The 21,503-nt window shown below is 46.4% G+C and carries 16 protein-coding genes; 9 read left to right on the top strand and 7 right to left on the bottom strand.

Annotation, left to right across the window (positions count from 1 at the left end):
• The first annotated feature begins 33 nt into the window (after nucleotides 1-33).
• Nucleotides 34-2,397 carry an alpha/beta fold hydrolase gene (locus GGU45_RS12160; RefSeq protein WP_435225063.1) on the top strand — a complete coding sequence of 788 codons (2,364 nt, stop codon included), beginning with the start codon at nucleotides 34-36 and terminating at the stop codon, nucleotides 2,395-2,397.
• Between the two features lie 145 nt (nucleotides 2,398-2,542).
• On the opposite strand, the gene GGU45_RS12155 is transcribed toward GGU45_RS12160, so the two are convergent.
• The 6 genes from GGU45_RS12155 to GGU45_RS12130 all read right to left on the bottom strand — a co-directional run bounded on the left by GGU45_RS12155 (nucleotide 2,543) and on the right by GGU45_RS12130 (nucleotide 8,387).
• Nucleotides 2,543-3,379, bottom strand: coding sequence for a hypothetical protein (locus GGU45_RS12155; protein ID WP_435225062.1), 837 nt, complete (start codon nucleotides 3,377-3,379; stop codon nucleotides 2,543-2,545).
• A gap of 57 nt (nucleotides 3,380-3,436) precedes the next feature.
• On the bottom strand, nucleotides 3,437-4,051 hold the full coding sequence (locus GGU45_RS12150) for a hypothetical protein (RefSeq protein ID WP_435225060.1): 615 nt from the start codon (nucleotides 4,049-4,051) through the stop codon (nucleotides 3,437-3,439).
• Between the two features lie 131 nt (nucleotides 4,052-4,182).
• The gene (locus GGU45_RS12145; protein WP_435225058.1) at nucleotides 4,183-4,575 is read right to left on the bottom strand and encodes a hypothetical protein; all 393 of its coding nucleotides are present in this window, start codon (nucleotides 4,573-4,575) and stop codon (nucleotides 4,183-4,185) included.
• A gap of 43 nt (nucleotides 4,576-4,618) precedes the next feature.
• Nucleotides 4,619-5,377: a hypothetical protein gene (locus GGU45_RS12140; protein ID WP_435225056.1), complete on the bottom strand. Its 759-nt coding sequence runs from the start codon at nucleotides 5,375-5,377 to the stop codon at nucleotides 4,619-4,621.
• A gap of 116 nt (nucleotides 5,378-5,493) precedes the next feature.
• Entirely contained in the window at nucleotides 5,494-7,596 is a 2,103-nt protein-coding gene (locus GGU45_RS12135; RefSeq protein ID WP_435225055.1) for a sensor histidine kinase, read from the bottom strand.
• Between the two features lie 74 nt (nucleotides 7,597-7,670).
• Nucleotides 7,671-8,387 carry a LytR/AlgR family response regulator transcription factor gene (locus GGU45_RS12130; RefSeq protein WP_435225053.1) on the bottom strand — a complete coding sequence of 239 codons (717 nt, stop codon included), beginning with the start codon at nucleotides 8,385-8,387 and terminating at the stop codon, nucleotides 7,671-7,673.
• A 109-nt stretch (nucleotides 8,388-8,496) separates the two neighbouring features.
• Here GGU45_RS12130 and GGU45_RS12125 point away from each other — a divergent pair, with 109 nt between their 5' ends.
• The 8 genes from GGU45_RS12125 (at nucleotide 8,497) to GGU45_RS12090 (ending at nucleotide 19,094) form a co-directional block, all read left to right on the top strand.
• The gene (locus GGU45_RS12125; protein ID WP_435225051.1) at nucleotides 8,497-10,584 is read left to right on the top strand and encodes a ComEC/Rec2 family competence protein; all 2,088 of its coding nucleotides are present in this window, start codon (nucleotides 8,497-8,499) and stop codon (nucleotides 10,582-10,584) included.
• Between the two features lie 42 nt (nucleotides 10,585-10,626).
• Nucleotides 10,627-12,198 (top strand): bifunctional phosphoribosylaminoimidazolecarboxamide formyltransferase/IMP cyclohydrolase, encoded by a 1,572-nt coding sequence (gene purH, locus GGU45_RS12120; protein ID WP_435225050.1) that lies wholly within the window; start codon nucleotides 10,627-10,629, stop codon nucleotides 12,196-12,198.
• Between the two features lie 530 nt (nucleotides 12,199-12,728).
• The gene (locus tag GGU45_RS12115) at nucleotides 12,729-13,697 is read left to right on the top strand and encodes a nitrilase family protein (protein WP_435225048.1); all 969 of its coding nucleotides are present in this window, start codon (nucleotides 12,729-12,731) and stop codon (nucleotides 13,695-13,697) included.
• A gap of 84 nt (nucleotides 13,698-13,781) precedes the next feature.
• Complete coding sequence (locus tag GGU45_RS12110) at nucleotides 13,782-14,318, top strand: TetR/AcrR family transcriptional regulator (RefSeq protein WP_435225046.1); 537 nt, start codon at nucleotides 13,782-13,784, stop codon at nucleotides 14,316-14,318.
• Nucleotides 14,315-15,562, top strand: coding sequence for a beta-ketoacyl-ACP synthase II (gene fabF / locus GGU45_RS12105; protein ID WP_435225045.1), 1,248 nt, complete (start codon nucleotides 14,315-14,317; stop codon nucleotides 15,560-15,562). The genes GGU45_RS12110 and fabF overlap by 4 nt, the downstream gene beginning before the upstream one ends.
• 148 nt (nucleotides 15,563-15,710) lie before the next feature.
• Entirely contained in the window at nucleotides 15,711-16,028 is a 318-nt protein-coding gene (locus GGU45_RS12100; protein ID WP_435225043.1) for an HPF/RaiA family ribosome-associated protein, read from the top strand.
• 244 nt (nucleotides 16,029-16,272) lie between these two features.
• Entirely contained in the window at nucleotides 16,273-17,247 is a 975-nt protein-coding gene (locus tag GGU45_RS12095; RefSeq protein WP_435225042.1) for a ribonucleotide-diphosphate reductase subunit beta, read from the top strand.
• Between the two features lie 200 nt (nucleotides 17,248-17,447).
• The gene (locus GGU45_RS12090; RefSeq protein WP_435225040.1) at nucleotides 17,448-19,094 is read left to right on the top strand and encodes a ribonucleoside-diphosphate reductase subunit alpha; all 1,647 of its coding nucleotides are present in this window, start codon (nucleotides 17,448-17,450) and stop codon (nucleotides 19,092-19,094) included.
• A gap of 149 nt (nucleotides 19,095-19,243) precedes the next feature.
• Here GGU45_RS12090 and GGU45_RS12085 read toward each other — a convergent pair whose 3' ends face one another.
• Complete coding sequence (locus GGU45_RS12085; RefSeq protein WP_435225039.1) at nucleotides 19,244-21,379, bottom strand: prolyl oligopeptidase family serine peptidase; 2,136 nt, start codon at nucleotides 21,377-21,379, stop codon at nucleotides 19,244-19,246.
• Nucleotides 21,380-21,503 lie beyond the last annotated feature (124 nt).

Below are 21,503 nucleotides of genomic sequence, written 5' to 3'. Positions count from 1 at the left end.
TTGTATCAAAGAATAAATTTTTCTGTTTACGGGATGAAGAGATTATTGACAACAACCATTGCGATGATGACTGCTTTTGCAGCGGTAGCACAAAATCCTGCCGGTGCATTAACGGTGGAGCAAATTATGCGCGATCCCAAATGGATGGGAACCTCCCCCGGTGATAATATAGCCTGGGCGAATGATGGCCGCTCCTTATTCTTTAACTGGAACCCAGACCGCAATCCTGCCGACTCGCTGTACCGGGTTACTATAGCAGATAAAACACCGCATAAGCTGGCATTGAATGAACAGCTCCAGGTTGTATATGAATACCAATTGCGCTATAACAGTAAGAGGTCTGCTGCGGTTTGGACAAAAGACGGGGATATTTACTACCGGGCACCCGGCGGCAGGATCACGCGCGTTACTCAAACACTGGAGGGGGAGTATAACCCTGTATTCAGCTTTAATGATACAAGGATTGTTTATAACCGCGGTCAGAACCTGTACTCCTGGGAAATAGCTACCGGGGCTTTACAGCAACTGACCAATTTTACCAATGACGCCCCGGCCGATAAAGATAAAAAAGGAAACGCAGAAGAGGAATGGTTAAAAAAGGAACAACTGGCCACGATGGATATACTGCGGGAGCGCAATGACAAACGGACCGCCAGTGAAAATTACCGTAAAGCTGCAGCGCTATCCGGTCCCAAACCGGTTTACCTGGGTGGAAGCCAGCTGACGGGTACGGTCATCAGTCCCGATGGCCGGTTTGTAACCTACCAGTTGTATACAACAGGGAACGGGAAAAGGACCATTGTACCGGATTATGTAACGGAAAGCGGCTATACCACCGATATTCCCGGCCGTACAAAAGTAGGGAGCCCGCAGGGTTACTCCCGGTTCTTTGTTTATGACCGCATAAAAGATACCGCCTGTAAGATCAACATGGAGCAGATACCCGGCATCCGGGATATACCCGCATACGTAAAGGATTACCCGCTGCAGTGGCAAAAAATGCAGAGGGATAATGCTCTTCGTAATGTAAATGTATGGGGTGTTGAATGGTCACCAAATGGCCGCTATGCCTTGCTGGATGTATACGCAGATGATAATAAGGATCGCTGGCTGCTATTAATGGATACTGCAACAGGGAGCCTGAAACCGGTGGACCGGCAGCATGACGATGCCTGGATCGGCGGTCCCGGTATCAGTCCCCGAGCTACCGGCTGGATCGATGACCAGACAGTTTGGTTTCAGAGTGAGGCCACCGGCTATTCGCATTTGTATACCTGCTCCGTTCTGCAGGGCGCTAAGATTGCATTAACCAAGGGCAACTACGAAGTACAGGACGCAAAACTCTCCAACGACAGGCAATCCTTCTATATTACAACCAACGAGGTGCACCCGGGTGAAAAGCAGTTTTATAAATTGAATATAAAAACAAAGACAGCTCAAAAACTTACAACGCTTGAGGGAGCCAATGAGGTAACTATAGCTCCTGACGAAAAATACCTGGCTATCAGGAATTCTTATATCAACAGGCCCTGGGAGCTGTTTCTGCAGGAAAACAAAGCAGGAGCAAAACCTGTGCAGATTACACATAAGGCGCAGTCAACAGCGTTTATGCAGTATCACTGGCGCATACCGGAGGTGATTTCCTTTGCAGCCCGGGATGGAGCGCCCGTATATGCAAGGGTATACAAGCCGGAAAACCCCAGGCCCGGTATGCCTGCGGTGCTTTTTGTGCATGGTGCGGGGTACCTGCAGAACGCGCATAAATGGTGGAGCTCCTATTTCAGGGAATATATGTTCAACAACCTGCTGGCGGATAATGGGTATTATGTGATGGATATCGATTACCGTGGCAGTGCGGGTTATGGGCGCGACTGGCGTACGGGTATTTACCGCTATATGGGCGGGAAAGATCTGACGGATCATGTGGATGCTGTAAAATACCTGGCTGATACCTATAAGATCGATCCTGCAAAAGTAGGGCTGTACGGGGGATCCTATGGAGGATTTATGACACTGATGGCCTTGTTTACTGCGCCGGATGTTTTTGCCAGCGGTGCAGCACTACGGCCGGTTACAGACTGGGCCAATTACAATCATGGTTATACTTCCAATATCCTGAACGAACCATTTACGGATAGCATCGCCTATCACCGCAGCTCGCCCCTTTATTTTGCCGGCGGATTAAAAGGGAACCTGCTGATCTGCCACGGTATGGTGGATGTGAATGTACATTACCAGGATGCTGTGAAGCTGGCACAACGCCTGATGGAGTTGAAAAAAGAGCACTGGGAACTGGCATCCTACCCCATGGAAGATCACGGGTTTGTAGAACCGGCAAGCTGGACGGATGAATACCGGCGCATCTTCAAACTTTTTGAGCAGACGCTGAAAAAGTAAAAGTTCGCAGGTTGGTCCAATGGAGGTGTCTTTGGAAAAAGGCCTGGTATTTTATTTATATGCGTGTTAAAAGGGTTGATCCGATTGATGATGCTGTGGCGCAATGTAGCTTTCAAATACCACAATTGCCCGAAAATTCAACTCCTTATTTTTTACACTCCACAATAATATCAAATTTTATACTGCCGCCTTTGGCACTTTTGGGGATTACATTTTTTATTCGCATAAGCGGCGCTCTTAAGGAATTACTGAATTTTATACTATACACACCTGCTACCGGACTGCTGTATTCGCCGTACATGCCATCCATATTGTTGGCATACGCAGTGTTAAAAGACTTCCAGCTATTTGCCTGCACCAGCTTTTCAAATGCATCACCGCTCATGCTTCCTTTGTATAACTGGCCGGAGTTGATGTTTTCCTGCTCCCAGCTGCCCATACCCCCGTTACTTTCTTTGAACATTTCAATTTCATCGTAACTGATAGACAAATCTGCTTCTTTCGCATTACCGGGAAACGTAAGAATGAGCGAGCCGCCATAGCCCCGGAATAAAACCATCGCTACATCTTTTTGTATTTCGCCTGCCGATTCCACATCTACACATTCACCCGTTGATGGCACAAAGAAGGGCCCGAATTTGGTATTACTTTGGTCACCCATCATTACATCCTGGTAGTACATTATATATTTACCGGATTTTTCCGCCACAGAGGCGGTGCCCTGGCTTTCAGGTTTCTGAGCTATACGCTCCCGAGCCACTGTGGGCTGCTCCGTATTGCTTTCTTCGGATCCCCCGGGGGCGATCTTTTCCGGCACTTTTTTGCTCTTTTTTTTCTTCCGCGATAAAATTGTATCAATATCAATTTTGTCGATAACTTTATCTACCGTCTCATTTGCTTTATTTTCCAGCTTTTTGCCAACGGTTTGTGCTGATGTTGCTATATTCAGCAGGAACATGAGCAATAGGATGATTTGTTTCATTACGACTATTTTTAAAGATGAATTTGAAAGAAGACTTTACCGGAGCTCCTGATGCGTTCATTTTGGAGCCGCAGGAGCAACGAAGGGGATTTCAGGATCGGGTATTACAGGTGTTGGGCCGGCAAAGGTTTTGCTAAAGTATACTATATGAGGGTTTTTAAAATGTATCTGGGGGTAGCCCTTTATCATAATCGGGTCTTTCATGGATACTATAACATGGTTCCCGTCGCTAAAAATAAAATCCGCCGCAAAAGTTGCCTCATAGGGGTTTGTTTTATCTCTTTGAGGAAATCTTAGTTCCACAGTAACCACAAAACCCTCATTCATTAAATCTTTGTAGGTTACTAATTGCTCCTTACGGTCAAATTGCCAGTATAATGATTTACTGCCGTCATTATAATATACCGGATCCGTTTTGTCAAAATAATAATCATAGGAAAATCCTCCTGATTTAGCACTTTTTACTATGAATTTCCGCTTATTGTAGGACGCTGGCGTAACGTTGTAATCAGATACGATCAATCTTATTTTAGTCAGCTTAGCATTCAGTATTTTGTTCACCCGTTTTTTTTCTTCCGCGGCTTTTGTGATACGCGGATCTATTGGTTTAAGCTGTGCCTGGCTGTTCAGCATCAGTAGCGCAACAATTGCGGCAAGTATTGTCTTTTTCATCTGTATATTTTTATGTTTTTATTTATCAGATAGAATTTTGCAGGATCCCGGAAACTTTCGGAACCATCGCCTTCGGTATGAATTTGCCCGGAAACTTTTATGACGATTCCAGGTGATCTGTTTTGTTTAAGTCAATGCTGCCTGGTTGCTGTAAATGTGACGGTAATATCCGGCCCCGCGTCCATTTTACCGGATAGTTCGCCAGTGGGTTCATTTATCTGACCACTCAATGAAGATGATCCTGAAAACTTATTGTCGGTAACGGTGTATGCAACCGAAAACTTCCCTTGGGTCGTAGCGGTATCGGCGGTGTTACCGCTCTTACCCAAATCATAAACCCAAAGTGTTCCATTGCTATTAAATAAAAGTGCAATAGTACCCTCAGACCCATTGCCGGTATTTACATAAGGCCCTTTCCAGAAGCCAATATACGTTTTGGAATAATCGCGTTGGGCATCGTCCTTTTTCTTAGAACAGGAAAAAACGAGGACACATATAAGCAGCGATAGCATAGTTCTTTTCATATAATTTTTACTTTTGATGGTTTTATTTGGCAGATGAGACGTTTTATTGTACAATATATTCGTATGTAGTGGTAGATTTTTCCCTACCGTTTAACATCTCGGTGATGCCGGACGGATATCCATTTGCGCCGGCCACATAGGTTGTTGTGTAGGTGTCTGTAACAGGGTTTTTAAGGTCATCATAATCTATAACCACTGACTTTTCTATAAGATTAATGCTGTTATACGGAGTGAATGGATTTACATTCCTAAGCGGATTTTTAATATTAGCGTAAGTATAAGTAATCTCTAACCGTAAATTATTTCCTGTATCATACCATTTATAGCTGGCAATATTTTTTTTATCTGCAGTGTAGGTTAATATTTGCTTATCGCTACGGCCACTTTTGTAGGTCCTTGATTCCTCAATGCGGTCGCTGTAATAGGTATAAGCACTTGCATCACCTTTGCTGCCATCTTCCAAATAGGTTTGGGCCGCCGTCATCCGGTTCATATTGTCATAGGAATATTCATTCCTTAAATTACCGCGGGCGGGAAATTTCCGGGCGGCAATATTTCCTTTGCTGTCATACGTGTAGGTAATAGGTTGTTCATTGGTTGTTCCTTTGTCTTCCAGCTCGGTAACGATACGCCCATGATCATCGTAGGCATATTCGGTTATCATATTGGAACCATCGTATGTATAAGTAGTACTCGTGCGTGTCAGCAGGATTTTCTTTTCGTGCCCGGCTTCATTCTTATCTTTTTTACAGGACAGGAAGGATGAAGTAATCAGCAGCGTTATCATTATAAGTCTGTTCATGGCTGGGTTTATATGATGCACAAATTTCATTGCATCACAAACCTACCCGGTCATACTGCCTGTATGGGTTTTTGATTGACGAAAGCCCCGTTTAAATTGACGAAGGAAAAAAGATATCAGTGACCGGCCGCAAAAGTGATGGCTGCAATAGTGCCATTGTCTCCTGTGGATGTAAAGCAAACCGTAGCGTTCATTTTTTCTGATAGCTCTTGTACCAGCTGCAGTCCCAGCCCGTTAAGGGTTTGGGTCGTATGTCCGCTTTGTAATTGTTTTTCAAAGTCCTCCTGCGTAAATGAACGACCGCTGTTTTGAATAGATAGTATAGTGCTGCCGTTTTTGATATGGGCTGTCACCATAATTGTGCCGCCTTGCGGCGAAGCTTTAATGGCATTTTGCAACAGGTTGCGGTAAATAGTCTGCAGAAAATTAAAGTCGGCAATAACGATTATGCCGGGAGCTATGTCGTTTTCAAACCGGATGGCCTTGGTTTCCACGCTTAGTTGCGCCAGTCGTTCTACCGGTTGCAACGCAGGTAATAGTTCTATGGGTTTTAGTCCTGGTTTTAATTCGTTCATTTGTGTTTTGCTCCACAACAGTAAATCTTCCATCATTTCCAGTAGAGATTCGGTAGCAGCCTCAATTTTATCAGCACGTTCAGCTTTCTCCTCCTCGGTATGTACATTCAGTTTCTGCAGCTTTAGATACTGATAGACTTGCTTTACCGGACTGCGCAGGTCGTGACCAATGATGCTAAATAACTTTGCCTTGGTACGGTTGGCTTCTTCCAGGTCGTTATTCAATTGTGACAGTTTTTTATTGTTCTCATCCAATAAATCGGCCGTTCTTTTTTTATTCCTGTAGATGATAATGTACAGCACTGCTATTAATCCTGTTAATCCCAGGCCAATTATAAACCACCAGCGCTGTTGCCGCGCATAACCAAGGTCCCGTTGCTGTGCATTGATCTGCTGCTGCTTTTCTTTGTTTTGAAACCGGGCTTCGGCATTGGCAAGGCTTTGCTGCGTAGTTACCGCATATAGCGAATCTTTGATAGGAACATAACGTGCATAACAATTGGCAGCCATCTGCCATTGCCCGAATACCGCATAGCATTTTGCCAGTTCTCCAAGTACATCGGCGTATTGTTCTGGTCCCATATCCAACCCTGCTTTTTCTGCATTTTTCAAATACACGAATGCCGCCTTATGGTTTTTTGCCGCAACAAGAGTTTTGCCCATCTGGTAATTAAACCCGGCAACCTGGAGCGTATCGATAACGGATGCACCAATAAGGGCTTGTGCTGTATTCATATACAAAAGAGCGCTATCAATCTTTTTATGCTTCAGGTAATAGTCGGAAAAAGAAAGGTCTGACAACATTCTTATATCCCAGTTGTTGTTCCTGTCATCGGGCGGGCCATATTCTTTCCGGTTAAAGTTGGTGAGCGAATCGTAGTACAGCCTGGCAGTACCTGGTTGAAATAATTGCAAATAAGCATCGGCTGTGTTTTTATAAAAATGAAGAATGGCTACTTTATATTGATTAATAAATATTTTTGATGGCCTCAGGTATTCCAATGCTTTTTGGGGTTGTTTTAAATCAATATAAAGCCCGGCTATATTGATATAACACACCCCGATATTAGAGGAGTCGGCACCATCATATCTATTTAATTTCAAATCCTCTTTAAAGCTTTCCAGTTCGGCAAGCATCACATTCATCTGCTGCTCGCGTAAGCCCAATATTTCGTAATACTTGTTTAACGCATTATAGAATTGTCGCTTTGTTACATTATTGCGTGTAGTATCAATGATATATAACGCTTCCCTGGCGGCCCCATCGCGCTTTCGGGCATACCCATCCATCGCGCTATACATGTACAGCAAACGCTCCAATGCGTTGATAATACGCTTTGGTTTACCCGAGCGGCGGGCATAAGACAACGATTTTTCCAGATACAAAATGGAGGTGTCACCATTTTTACCCTGATAACAGGCGCCGATGTAGAAATTGAATAAGGAAAGATTGTAATAGTCAGTTGGGGGCACAATTGTTAACGCATATCGTGCCGTTTTCAATGTCTCATTATACGCTTCAATTGCATTTAAAGAGTCGCAGATTTTGGAAATACGCAGGAGGTTCTGTGCATCTCTCTGCGAAAATGTTTTTGTAACCGCTAATAGCGTAATTAAACCAAGAAATAAGGTACGCTGTAGCATGGTATAAAATCTTGTTTGTATGTAGTTTTATTGAGGCTAAAAAACTTTCGTTTTTAAAAAAGTATACTTTCCTGTTAAATTGAAATTTCATTTTCTACAGCAACCCTGTAAGTTTTACCGATGGGCAATTCCATATTGTCGCAAATAAGCAACCCGGGGGAACGCAGTTCTCTTATTCTATGGCGGGCGGCAGCATAACTGCGATGAATGCGCAGGAAGCTGTTGTGGGGCAACCGGGTCAGGAAATCATTCAACCCGACAAGTGTCAGGTAGTTTCGGTGCGGCGTTACAATTTTGGTATAATTTTGCATGGCTTCCAGGTAAATGATCTCATTAACAGGCAGTCTTATTTTGTTATGTCCCTCGCTTATTAACAATATGTTTTTCTCCTGCTGTAGCTCATGAGTAACGGCCTTCTGTTTCATGGCCCAATAATCTTTGAGTCGCAGGATTGTTTGCGCAAACCGGTTACCGGTAATTGGCTTTAATATATAATCGAAGGCTGAAAGCGCAAAACCCTCTACCGCAAATTCCGGGTGCGATGTAATAAAAACGGCCAGTTCGATCTTATCCCGCAGCTGTCTCAAAATTTCCATCCCGTTAGCCCCGGGCATTTCTATATCAAAAAAAACGAGATCGGGCTGCAGCGAAATAATGGCCTGCAGACCATCGGAGGGAGCATCAAAACAACCAACACAGTTTAGCAGAGGTTCCGTTTTCAGGTATTCATTCAGTAGCAATAAATCGTCTCGTTCATCATCGATACATATGCAACGTATATTATTGGTCATTGGAGACGGTTAATGAATCAAATATAATAAATAACCCGAAATTGATAAGTAATGAAATGTATGACAATATATAAAGTTTTCGTAACTTCATAGGGCTAACACAATGCCTATGTTACCCGCCACCAACCTCTTCTTAGCAAGGGTTCCGTTTATCAAATTGCTGCTCCCGTTCGCAGGTGGAATTCTTCTATACTGGTATACTGTTGTACCGGTTGCCCTTTGCATTGGAGGGTTGAGTTTGGTAGGCCTCCTGATCCTGCTATACCGATACATTCCGGCGTATCGGCGGCTGCAGCTCCAGTGGCTGCAGGGGTTGCTGGTAGGCCCGCTGTTGCTCTGCCTGGGCATACTGATTGCTGCTTCAAAGGATGTGCGAAGGCACCGGGACTGGTTTCCGCACCGGTATATACCGGGAGCGTATTTCCGCGCAACGCTCTCGGAACAGCCCGTCGAAAAGAACCGCTCTTATAAGGCCGAAGCGGCTATAACCTGCCTTATCAGCAACGACAGCCTGCTTCCGGTGCGCGGACGGGTCCTTATCTATTTTCAAAAAGACGCCGGTATCAGCAGACTCAAGGCAGGAGACCCGCTGTTTTTTGAGAAACAACCGCAGGAGATCCGCAACTCCGGCAACCCGGGGGCTTTCGATTATAAACGGTATGCGTTGTTTAACGGGATCACACACCAGGTGTACCTGGCCCCCGGCGATTTTGTAAGAGGGCAGGCTGATCAGGGTTTTACGGTGGACCGGTGGTTGTATCAGACAAGATCGTCCATTCTTGGCATTTTAAAAAAGCATATAAATGGGCCCAGAGAGCTGGGTTTGGCAGAGGCGCTGCTGATCGGCTACCGGGATGATGTTGATAAGGAATTGTTGCAGTCCTACAGCGATACCGGGGTGGTGCATGTAATTGCCGTTTCCGGTATGCACCTGGGCCTGGTTTACTGGTTGCTCAATCTGTTCCTGGAGCCGCTGCGGAAACGGAAGCAAACCCGCTGGCTGCATGGGCTCATTATTTTAAGTGTGTTATGGATGTTCAGCTTACTGGCAGGGGGAGCCGCCTCCATTATCCGCGCCGCTGTGATGTTTACCTGCATCCAGCTGGGAAAAATGCTGAACCGCAATGCCTCCATCTATAATACACTGGCCGCATCGGCTTTCATATTGCTTTGCTGCAATCCTTACTGGCTGTGGGATGCGGGGTTTCAGCTTTCCTATGCTGCTGTATTGAGCATTGTTATTTTCTATAAGCCGCTATACCGGCTCATTGCGGTAAACAATAAATTAATGGATGCTGTTTGGCAGCTCTGTGCGGTAAGTATAGCAGCCCAGGTACTGACCACGCCCATAGCCGTTTACCAGTTTCACCAGTTTCCCCTCTGTTTTTTGATCACTAACCTGCTGGTAGTGCCAGTGTCCAGCGTAGTGCTGATCGGCGAATTATTGCTGGTTTGCGCGGCTCCTTTTGGTCCACTGGCTGCTTTTGCAGGTAAGGTCTTAAGTGGTTTGATCTGGTGGATGAATGGGATCGTGGAAAACCTGGCCCGCCATCCCTTTGCTTTGTGGAAAGGATTATTATTAAATATACCGCAGGTGGTTCTGCTTTACATTTTCACAACGGGTATGGGGATGGTATGGATACAAAAGAGAAAAGCGGGACTATGGATAGCCGCAGCCTCCCTGTGCGGGATCTTTATTTTAAGAACGGTTTCTTTTTACCAGGCAGACCGGCAGGCGAAGCTGATCGTATACAACATACCCCGGGCCGGTGCGATTGACCTGGTCAGTGGCCGGAACCATCTTCTTATTGCCGACCCGGCTGCAGCAACAGATCCGCTGATCCGGAGAAATGTATTTCAGCCTTCGGCAACCCTGCACCGGCTCCGGGGAACCGGAAAAACCTGCAACCTTAACGACAGTAGCGATCGTTCGTTTATTTTTTACGGCAAAAAGGTAGTGCTGATCAATCAGCCTGCGGGTATGATTGATAGCTGCGGCGATGCAGCTGTTGTGGTGCTTTCCGGCAACCCCCGGCTGTATATTTCACAGCTCATCGGGCGGATCCGGCCCCTTCAGATTGTTATTGACGGATCGGTACCGGCGTGGAAGGCCCGCTACTGGCAGCGCGATTGTGATGCATTGAAGATACCCTGTCATAATGTTGTGGAGAAAGGGGCTTTTGTAATGAACCTTTGAACGCTTACCTTTGCCGCTCAATAAGCATTCCAATTCAGTTTTATGAACAAAAAGATACAATCCGCACTCATTTCCGTTTTTTATAAGGATGGGCTGGAACCCATTGTAAAGGAATTATCCCGGCTGGGCATTACGATCTATTCCACCGGCGGAACGCAAAAATTCATTGAAGACCTGGGCATCCCGGTGGTTCCGGTAGAGCAGTTGACTACCTACCCTTCTATCCTGGGCGGGCGCGTAAAAACCCTGCACCCATCCGTATTTGGAGGCATTTTGGGGCGGAGGGACCTTGAATCGGATATCCAGGAGATGACCGAATACAAGATCCCCGAAATTGACCTGGTAATTGTGGACCTGTATCCTTTTGAAGAAACTTTAGCCGCGGCAAATTCCCCTTCCTTTGGAGGGGGCCAGGGGGAGGCCGAAAAACTGATCATCGAAAAAATTGACATCGGCGGCCCTTCCATGATCCGTGCGGCTGCCAAGAACTTTAAAGACGTTGTGGTAATAGCCGCCAAAAAAGATTACGCCGGTTTGGAAGAACTGTTAAAGACACAAAACGGTGAAACCTCTATTGAACAGCGCAAATCCTTTGCTGCAAAGGCGTTTGAGATTGTGGCACATTATGATGTAGCTATTTCCAATTATTTTAACGGCAACAGCGGAGCCTATTTTTTACAATCCGTAAACAGCCCCAAGGCCATGCGCTATGGCGAAAACCCGCACCAATCGGGTACCTTTTATGGCAACCTGGAGGAGTTGTTTAACCAGTTAAACGGTAAAGAGCTTTCTTATAATAACCTGGTGGATGTGGATGCGGCTGTGCAGCTGATCGCCGAGTTTAACCTCCTCTCCTCCGGAGAGGGCCGGGGTGAAGCCGTGTTTGCTATCATTAAGCATACCAATGTTTGCGGGGTAGCAGCAAGGGCTGCGGTAAGTGATGCCTGGAAGGATGCGCTGGCTGGTGATCCCGAAAGCGCTTTTGGCGGCGTATTGGTAACCAATGGTACCGTGGATGAGGCAACTGCCAATGCCATCAACGAAATTTTCTTTGAAGTACTGATAGCGCCTGCATTTGATGAGGCCGCGCTGAATATTTTAAAATCTAAAAAGAACCGGATCCTTTTACAACTGAAGGGGGATGGCTTAAAGCCGGGTGTTCAAAACAAATCCGTTCTCAACGGGGTGCTCATCCAGGAGCAGGATAGAGGCAATTATACCGAGTGGAAAGAGGCCGGTGGCCGCGAAACCACAGCGGCGGAGAAAGCAGACCTGGAATTTGCCAATATCATCGGCAAGCATTTAAAATCCAATGCCATTGCGCTGGTGAAAGATAAGCAACTGGTGGGTAAAGGCGCCGGGCAAACAAGCCGTGTTGATGCGTTGCGCCATGCAATCGAGAAAGCCAAACAATTTGGCTTTGATCTGAAAGGTGCCGTACTGGCCAGTGATGCCTTTTTCCCATTCAATGATTGTATACAAATCGGGCACCAGGCAGGTATTGAAGCCTTTATTCAGCCCGGTGGTTCTATCCGCGACAAGGATTCCATTGAATATGCACAGCAAAATAACCTGGCGATGGTGATTACGGGCATGCGGCATTTCAAGCATTAATATCCCCGGCGAAAGAACCACGAAGACGCGAAGCCACGAAGAAACACAAAGAAGTTATAGGGTTCAAAATCTTAGTGAGTCTTAGTGCCTTCCTGTCTTAGTGGCGAAAGAACCACGAAGAGGTTATAAGGTTCAAAGTTCTTAGTGCGTCCTGGTGTCTTAGTGCCTTGGTGGCGAAAGAACCACGAAGGGGCGAAGTCACGAAGAAACACAAAGAAGTTATATAGGCTCAAAGTTCTTAGTGTGTCTTAGTGCCTTGCTGCCTTAGTGGCGAGAAAACCACGAAGGCACGAAGCCACGAAGAACCACAAAGAAGTTATAGGGTTCAAAATCTTAGTGAGTCTTAGTGCCTTCCTGTCTTAGTGGCGGGAAAACCACGAAGGCGCGAAGCCACGAAGAAACACAAAGAAGTTATATAGGCTCAAAGTTCTTAGTGAGTCTTAGTGCCTTGCTGCCTTAGTGGCGAAAAAGTACAATGCATGAAGTTTTAAGCGCGCTTATTCGTGACCTTTGTAGCAAAACGATATTTTATGGATGGACTGAAGATCGCTACCGCCCAGTTTGAAAACCGGAGCGGGGATAAGGCTTATAATCTTTCAGTGATCGAATCACTTGCCTGCAAAGCCGCCGCCGCAGGAGCGCAGGTGATCGCTTTTCATGAATGCTCCATTACGGGTTACACTTTTGCAAGGCATCTTTCCCGTGAAGCACTTGCGGCCATCGCCGAACGCATTCCGGAGGGAGAAAGTATTCAGCGCTTGCAGCAGATTGCCACAGATAATGATATCACGATCCTGGCAGGGCTGTTTGAAAAAGATGAACAGGACCGGTTGTATAAGGCCTATGTCTGTGTAGATAAAAGCGGGCTGGTGGCAAAGTACCGCAAATTGCATCCATTTATCAATCCGCACCTGCTGCCGGGCGATGCCTACTGTGTATTTGACATCATGGGCTGGAAATGCGGGATCCTCGTCTGCTATGATAATAATATTGTTGAAAATGTAAGAGCTACCCGCCTGCTGGGAGCCGAGATTATTTTTATGCCGCATGTAACCATGTGCACACCCTCCACCAGGCCCGGTGCCGGTTTTGTGGATCCGCAGCTTTGGTATGACCGGGAGAAGGATCCTACTTCATTGCGACTGGAATTTGATGGTATGAAGGGACGCGACTGGCTGATGAAATGGCTGCCCGCAAGAGCCTATGACAATGCGGTATATGTTGTTTTTTCGAACCCGGTTGGCATGGACGATGACCAATTAAAGAATGGTTGTTCCATGATCATTGATCCGTATGGCGATGTGGTAGCCGAATGCCATTTTTTTGAGGATGGCTTTGTCACCGCGGGATTGTATAAAGAACATCTGCAAAAAGCCGGGGGGCACCGGTATATCAACGCCCGGAGACCAGATCTGTACAAAGACATTCTTGGAAAGGCGCATACGGCCAACCAGCAGGTGGTTTGGCTGAACCAACCGGATAAGACGACCGGATCCTGACCCGCTGCCTTATTTCCGCTAAAAATATTTGTCTACCTACTAATAGGTAGGTATCTTTGGCCGGTGAATACCCGCTCGGAGATTATGCGTATTGGAGATGCCCTTTTAAGGGAGCGGGGATATAATGCCTTTAGTTTTGCTGATATCTCGCGCCAGCTGCATATAAAAAATGCATCAGTCCACTATCATTTTCCCACAAAAACGGCATTGGGATTGGCTATTATTACAGGCTATGAAGAGCGGTTTGCCCGGCTGCGGCAGGAATTGGCGGGCCGGCCGGTAATGGAAAAGCTGGAAGCCTTTTTCAATGTGTATATTGCAGCCCGCAAGGAAGACCGGATTTGCCTGGTAGGTGCCCTGGCCACAGACTTTTATACTGTAGATGCTGCAATACAGGAGGCGCTTGACCAAATGGTGCAGCAGGTGCTCAACTGGCTGATGTGTATACTGGAAGAAGGAAAGCGTACCGGGGTATTTTTCTTTGAGCTGCCGGTACGTACCAAAGCGCTGCTGATCACTACAAATATGATTGCGGCATTGCAACTGACGCGGGTTACCGGCAAAAAGGATTTCGACGACATAAAGCAGACTTTAATTAACGAATTAATAAGAAAAAAATGAGACGTGTAGTAGTAACCGGGCTGGGTGCATTAACGCCCATTGGTAATAATGTGAATGATTTCTGGCAGGCGCTGATCAATGGTGTTAGCGGCGCGGCGCCCATTACGAAATTTGATGCATCAAAGTTTAAGACCCGGTTTGCATGTGAGCTCAAAAATTTTGATCCGCTTACCTTTATTGAGAAGGCGGAGGCGCGCCGTTATGACCTGTATACCCAATATGCGCTGATTAGTGTAGCAGAAGCGGTACAGAATGCCGGCATCTCCTTTGAAGAGCTGAACCGCGACCGTATTGGCGTGATCTGGGGATCGGGCAACGGAGGCATCCAAACCTTTCAGCAACAGGTAATGGAGTTTGCCCAGGGCGATGGCACGCCCCGGTTCAATCCCTTTTTTATTCCCAAAATGATCGTGGATATTGCTTCGGGCATCATCTCCATCAAATACGGGTTGCGGGGGGTTAATTTCACCACTGTTTCTGCCTGTGCTACTTCCAATACGGCCATTATTGACGCCTTCAATTATATCAAATGGGGAAAAGCCGATATGATCATTACGGGAGGTTCCGAAGCGGCCATTAATGAAACCGGCGTGGGGGGCTTTAATGCAGCCAAGGCGCTGTCGACCAACAATGAGGAAGCCGCTACTGCTTCCCGGCCCTTTGATGTAACAAGGGATGGCTTTGTGATGGGCGAGGGCGCCGGAGCGATCATCCTCGAAGAGCTGGAGTGCGCTAAACGCCGGGGAGCTGCCATTATTGCCGAAGTTGTGGGTGGCGGCATGGCTGCGGATGCCTACCATCTTACCGGTACGCACCCCGAGGGTGAAGGCGCCCGCCTGGGCATGCTGGCTGCGCTGGAAGATGCGGGTATTACCGCTGCGGATATCGACTACCTGAACACTCATGCCACCTCTACCCACCAGGGCGACCTGAGCGAACTGAAAGCAGCAGAGCGGGTATTTGGTGCCTCCACCAAACTCAATATCAGCGCTACAAAATCCATGACGGGGCATTTGCTGGGCGCCGCAGGGGCGGTGGAGGCCATTGCCTGCATCCGGTCCGTACAGGAAAATATAGTGCCGCCGACTATTAACTCCACCGAAATTGAGCCGGCTTTTAAGGACCTGTTTAACCTGACCCTGCGTAAGGCACAACAAAAAGAAGTACGGTACGCCATGAGCAATACATTTGGATTTGGCGGCCATATTGCTACGTCTGTTTTTAAGAAATATGAAGAAATTTGAGAGTGTACTGATTTGAAGATTTGAAAATGAAAAATCATTTTTTACAGGATACTCATTACCACATTCTCAAATCTTCAAATCTGATTGTTGTACACTCCAACCTTTTACGCTCCCAATTGTAATATGGGTATACTAAATCATTCAGAAGATGGAAATACGTTTGAACACGGATAATCATTTTACAGCCTCCGAAGCCTTTTTAGAAAAAGTAAGCGCCGAATTAGCAAAGAAACTGCACCGTTTCAGCGAATATATAACAACTGTTGAAGTTTTCTTTGGAGATGAAAACAGCGGTAAAAGCGGTACGCATGATAAGCGTTGCACCATTGAAGTACGCCCCCGTAACCTGCACCCCGATGCCGTAACCCATTTTGCAGATACCGTAGATCACGCCTTCAACGGGGCTGTGGATAAAATAAGAAATTTGCTGGATAGTCGCATTGGAAAATTACAAAACAAGGCTTAAAATATTTCCACAGCCTGTGTATAACAAGTTTCCCACGTCTCAACTTTATACGATTAATTTGTAGTCGGCTTTTTTGGTAAATGATGCCGCTGAAGCCTTCCCTTATTTGTCATTAATACAATGCTCTCGGGCAGAAAGCAGTATTTTATTCCGGTAGGAAATAGCAGTATTTCCAAAGGGGTAACTGTCGTCTCTGCTCCCGGCGTTTAAGGAACTGATTTTTTAAAGAACAAGAATATTATATATGGGCTTATTTGATAAACGCGTGAATTATAAACCTTTTGAGTACCCGGAGGTTTTGAAATTTACAGAAGCAATCAACAAATCGTTTTGGGTGCATTCGGAAGTGGATTTTACGGCAGACGTACAGGATTTTCACAGTCACCTCAACATTGCACAGCGCAATGCCATTAAAAACAGCCTGCTGGCAATTGCGCAAATCGAAGTAGCGGTAAAATCGTTCTGGGGTAATTTATATAATCATATGCCCAAGCCCGAGCTCAACGGCCTGGGCAGCACCTTTGCGGAATGTGAGTTCCGGCACTCGGAGGCGTATTCCCGCCTGCTGGAAGTATTGGGCTATAATGATGAATTTTCCAAGCTGATTGAAGAGCCGGTAATTGCAGAACGTATCAAATATCTGTCCGAAGCATTAAAGGATGCAAAATCTGCCGATCCTAAAGAATATACCCTGTCCCTGATCCTGTTTGCGATCCTGATCGAGAACGTTTCCCTGTTCAGCCAGTTTGCCATCATCCTTTCGTTTACCCGTTTTCGCGGGTTGATGAAGAATGTAAGCAATATTATTGCCTGGACCTCCGTTGATGAGCAGATCCATGCCAATGCCGGTGTATACCTGATCAATAAGATCCGGGAAGAGTACCCCGAGCTGATCGATGAAGCTATGGAATACCGTATTATGGCCCTGGTACGGGATTCTATTGAAGTAGAGGGTCGTATTATCGACTGGATCTTTTCCGAAGGAGAGATTGATACGATCAGTAAAACCAACCTGCTCAATTTTATGAAGTTCCGGGTGGATGAGAGCTTTGAAAAACTGGGTTTCCGGAAGCAGTTCAATGTTTCGCAGGAAGAATACCGTCCCATGCAATGGTTTGAGGAAGAAGTATTTGCCAACAGCCTCGATGATTTCTTTGCAAAGCGGCCGGTGGAATATACCAAGCACGATAAGAGTATTACTTATAACGACCTGTTTTAGCGGCACCCCCGGCCCCTCTCCTTTGGAGATGGGAGAAAAGAGGGCTTAGTAAGATGATGGATGACCGGAACGATGCAGTGTGCGATCCCGCTTTTGGCGGGACAGGCTCCAGGAAGCTGCCACCTGCACCTCTGCCGGTATAAAAATAATGATGCACAATAGAACCTTAAACCTTGAACTTTAAACAATAAATTTTTTACATGGAAAGGCTTTGGTGGAAAAATGAAGAAAGCGAACAGATCCTGAACCGGGGATACCTGTTAAATGGAGAAACAGTAGAAAAAGCAATTGACCGTGTGTGTACCGCTGCAGCCCAGCGCCTGTACAAGCCCGAACTGAAAGAAGCCTTTAAAGAAATGGTGGAGAATGGCTGGATGAGTTTCAGCTCGCCTATATGGGCTAATATGGGTACCGAAAGAGGGTTACCCATTTCCTGTTTTAATGTACACATGCCGGATAATATTGAAGGTATTACGCATAAACTGGGCGAAGTGATCATGCAGACCAAGATCGGGGGCGGTACCTCTGCCTATTTTGGTTCGCTGCGCGGCCGGGGTAGTGCGGTTACGGACAACGGAAAGAGCAGCGGTGCCGTAAGCTTTATGCGGTTATTTGATACGGCGATGGATACCATTTCCCAGGGCGGGGTACGCCGGGGCGCCTTTGCGGCCTACCTGGATATTGATCACCCGGATATTGGTGAGTTTTTGAATATTAAAGATATCGGGCATCCGATCCAGAACCTGTTTAATGCGGTGTGCGTACCGGACTACTGGATGCAGGAGATGATCGATGGAGATATTGCAAAAAGAGAAATATGGGCGCGCGTACTGGAAAGCCGCCAGCAAAAAGGATTACCGTATATTTTTTATACGGATAATGTGAACAAGAACAAACCCCAGGTTTATAAAGACCTGAACCTTGCCGTAAACGGAAGCAATCTTTGTTCGGAAATCATGCTGCCTTCGACAGAAGACGAATCTTTTATTTGCTGTTTGTCTTCTTTAAACCTGGAGCTGTATGATGAGTGGAAGGATACGGATGCTATTAAACTGGCAGTGTTTTTCCTGGATGCGGTATTGCAGGAGTTTATTGCAAAAACAGAAGGCAACCACTACCTGGCTAATGCCAACCGTTTTGCCAAACGTCACCGGGCATTGGGCCTGGGCGTGCTGGGCTGGCACTCCTATCTGCAGCGCAATATGATCGCCTTTGAAAGTATGAAGGCGAAACAGCTGACCCATTCCATCTTCTCCGAGCTACAGGAAAAAACAGAAAAGGCCACCATTGAACTGGCCCGCATTTATGGCGAACCGGAGCTGCTGAAGGGATATGGCCGCCGCAATACCACGGTAATGGCTATTGCTCCTACAACATCTTCCTCGGCCATCCTGGGGCAATCGTCACCCGGCATTGAGCCCTTTGTAAGCAACTATTATAAAGCCGGCCTGTCAAAAGGAAACTTCATCCGCAAGAACAAATACCTGAAGACCCTGCTGGAGGAAAAGGGGCTGGATACGGAAGATGTATGGCGTAGCATTATGCTGAACAATGGTAGTGTGCAGCATTTGGAGGGGTTGACAGAGCACGAAAAAGATGTGTTTAAAACCTTTCGTGAAATCAGCCAGCTGGAAATCATACAACAGGCTTCTATCCGTCAGAAATTTGTGGATCAGGGACAGAGCCTAAACCTTAATATTCCCCCGGGACTGCCGGTAAAGGAAGTAAACAAATTGCTGATTGAGGCCTGGAAGCTGGGCGTAAAAACCTTGTACTATCAGCGCAGCCAGAGTGTTTCAAAAGAACTGGTAAACACGCTGACGGTTTGTAGCAGCTGCGAATCGTAAGCCGGTTATTTTGACGGTATAAATTATTATAAAGATCAGGAGAAGATCCTGGTCTTTTTTTTATTGGATACGGATCAAAACCGGTCTCCAAAAAGAAAAAGCCCTCCGCCGTTTAACCGGATCCTCTTTTAAGAATGGCGGCCTGCCCGTTACCGGTATCCGCAATGCCAGAGAATGAACGCATATTCTTTAGCCCGCTGAGCAAATTGCTCTTCCACCGTACTGCCACCAAAATGGCCGGCCTTATAATCCACATATAAAAAGACGGGGTTGGTAGAAGCGCCCTCGGTCTGCATTCTTGCGGCGAATTTGGCGGGGATATAACTTTCCACCCGGGGATCGTTAAACCCTGTGGTGATCAACTGCGCCGGATAAGCGATACCTTTCTTTATGTGTTGATAGGCGTCCATTTCCAGCAGCGCCTTAAATTCAGTTTCGTCATTTACAGTTCCAAATTCGGGGATATTGGCAGGACCATTGGGAGAGCGTTCCATACGCAGTGTGTTTAAACAGCCCACTTTTGGAATGGCAACTTTGTATAGATCCGGGCGTTCGGTAATGGCCCTCCCAATAAGAATGCCGCCGGCGCTGGCACCGGTAATGGCCAGCTTTTGTGAGGTGGTGTAGCCATTACGGATCAGGTACTCTGCACAGGCATTAAAATCCTTCCAGGTATTGGGTTTGGTGTTTTTTTTGCCGGCCAGCCACCATTCCTGTCCCTTTTCGCCGCCACCCCGCACATGCGCAATGGCCATTACAACGCCACGGCTAAGCAATGGCAAATAAGAGGATGAAAAATAAGGCTCCTGAGACATGCCATAAGAACCATAACCTTCCATAAAGGAAATATTGCTGCCATCTTTTTTGAACTTCGTTTTATCATATACAATGCTAAGCGGTACCAGGGTGCCATCATGAGATGGAACTTCTACTTCTTCGTATTGCAGGTGCTCCTGGCCCGGGTAGGAGATCTTCATCGTAAAGGGACTGTTGGAGAATTTTTTTGTGTCCAGGTCATATTTGTAAAAATTTAAAGGCAAATTCCATCCCAGGTTCGTCAATATTAATTCATTGGTATGGTTGCCCTGGGGGCTGGCAATAATGTTTCCGTTAAGCGGGGTGTTCAACGCAATTGTTTTGCCCGTTGAAAGATGGTAGGCATAGGGCTTTTTTATGAGTTCATTTTTGCTTTTGTTGATGATAAGGTAATCCCGGGATTGTGAAACATCAGAAAGTTTCCAGTCCGCGTCACCCGAAGCTATTTCAGGGGCATTGGCCAGATCGGGTTTTTTCAGAGAGGTTTTTATAATGCGGAACATCGGGTTGCCTTTGGAGGTTAACAGGTAAATGTCGGATCCTTTTACAAAAATGTTCCACACCTGGTCTTCTTTTGTGCACAATGGTGTCCAGGCAATGTGCTCGTCATTTAGCGCTGTAACGGGCGCCACGTACAACTCTTTATAATTTTCTACCGTAAATTTTCCAAGGATCATGTATGGTGAGTTCTTAAAAAGGTATACGCCCGGAAACTGGGAAGGAAGTATCCGGAGCTCCGGATATTTTTGGGCGCTGGCAATAACCTTGTCTTTTGATAAGTCGGTTCCCAATGTATGCAACATACATGGTGCATTCTGCCATACTTCGGGATCGTGCGTGTCGTAGCTTTTAGCCCTGCCATACATGATTAAATCCTTGCTGCCTTCAACAAAGTTTCCGCTGCTGTGAGGGATCCTGTCTGGCAGCATTTTCCCGGAAGCTACATCCATCACGCGTATGTCGCCCAGTTCAGCGCCGGCTTCACTAAGGTTAAACAGCACCCGGCTGCCGTCATCGTTAACGCTGATGTTATAATTCATGGTCTTGCCGGGAATGTATTGCTGCGGATCAAATAGCAACACTTCTTTTCCCTGTTCTCCCTGCCGGTAATAAAGTTTGTACACGGGTTCTCCGGGGAACCGTTTATTATAAAAGTATTTTCCGCCTGCTAAACCCTGGGGATTGTATTTTGCTGTAACAATTTTGTCGAGCGCCTTCAGTTCTGCTGCAATGGCCTCCTGCCCGGGTATTTGGGCCAATTGCGCATTAGTGTAGGCTGATTGTGCCTGGAACCAGTCCTGCACCTCGTTGCTTTTAACATTCTCCAGCCAGCGGTAGGGGTCTTTAACAGTGACATTGAAATAGGTGTCACTGCTGTCTACAGTCCTCGTAGCCGGATAATTGTATTGGGCACTGGAAGCGGTGCATAGAACACCACAAAGAAGCAGGGCAATAAAGATGCGGTACATAGCTCGTTTTTTTTGGTTGAACCTTTTGTATTGGCAGGTGCGTATAAAGATATTGCATTCTTTTGAATAAAAAAAGGAGATTGCTGATTGGGCTAAGGAATGAAAAGGCTTTTTTGCCGGGCTT

Origin of the sequence: Niabella hirudinis (assembly GCF_051201075.1) — a bacterium.
Lineage (GTDB): Bacteria > Bacteroidota > Bacteroidia > Chitinophagales > Chitinophagaceae > Niabella > Niabella hirudinis.
This window is presented reverse-complemented; position numbering and strand designations above follow the sequence as displayed.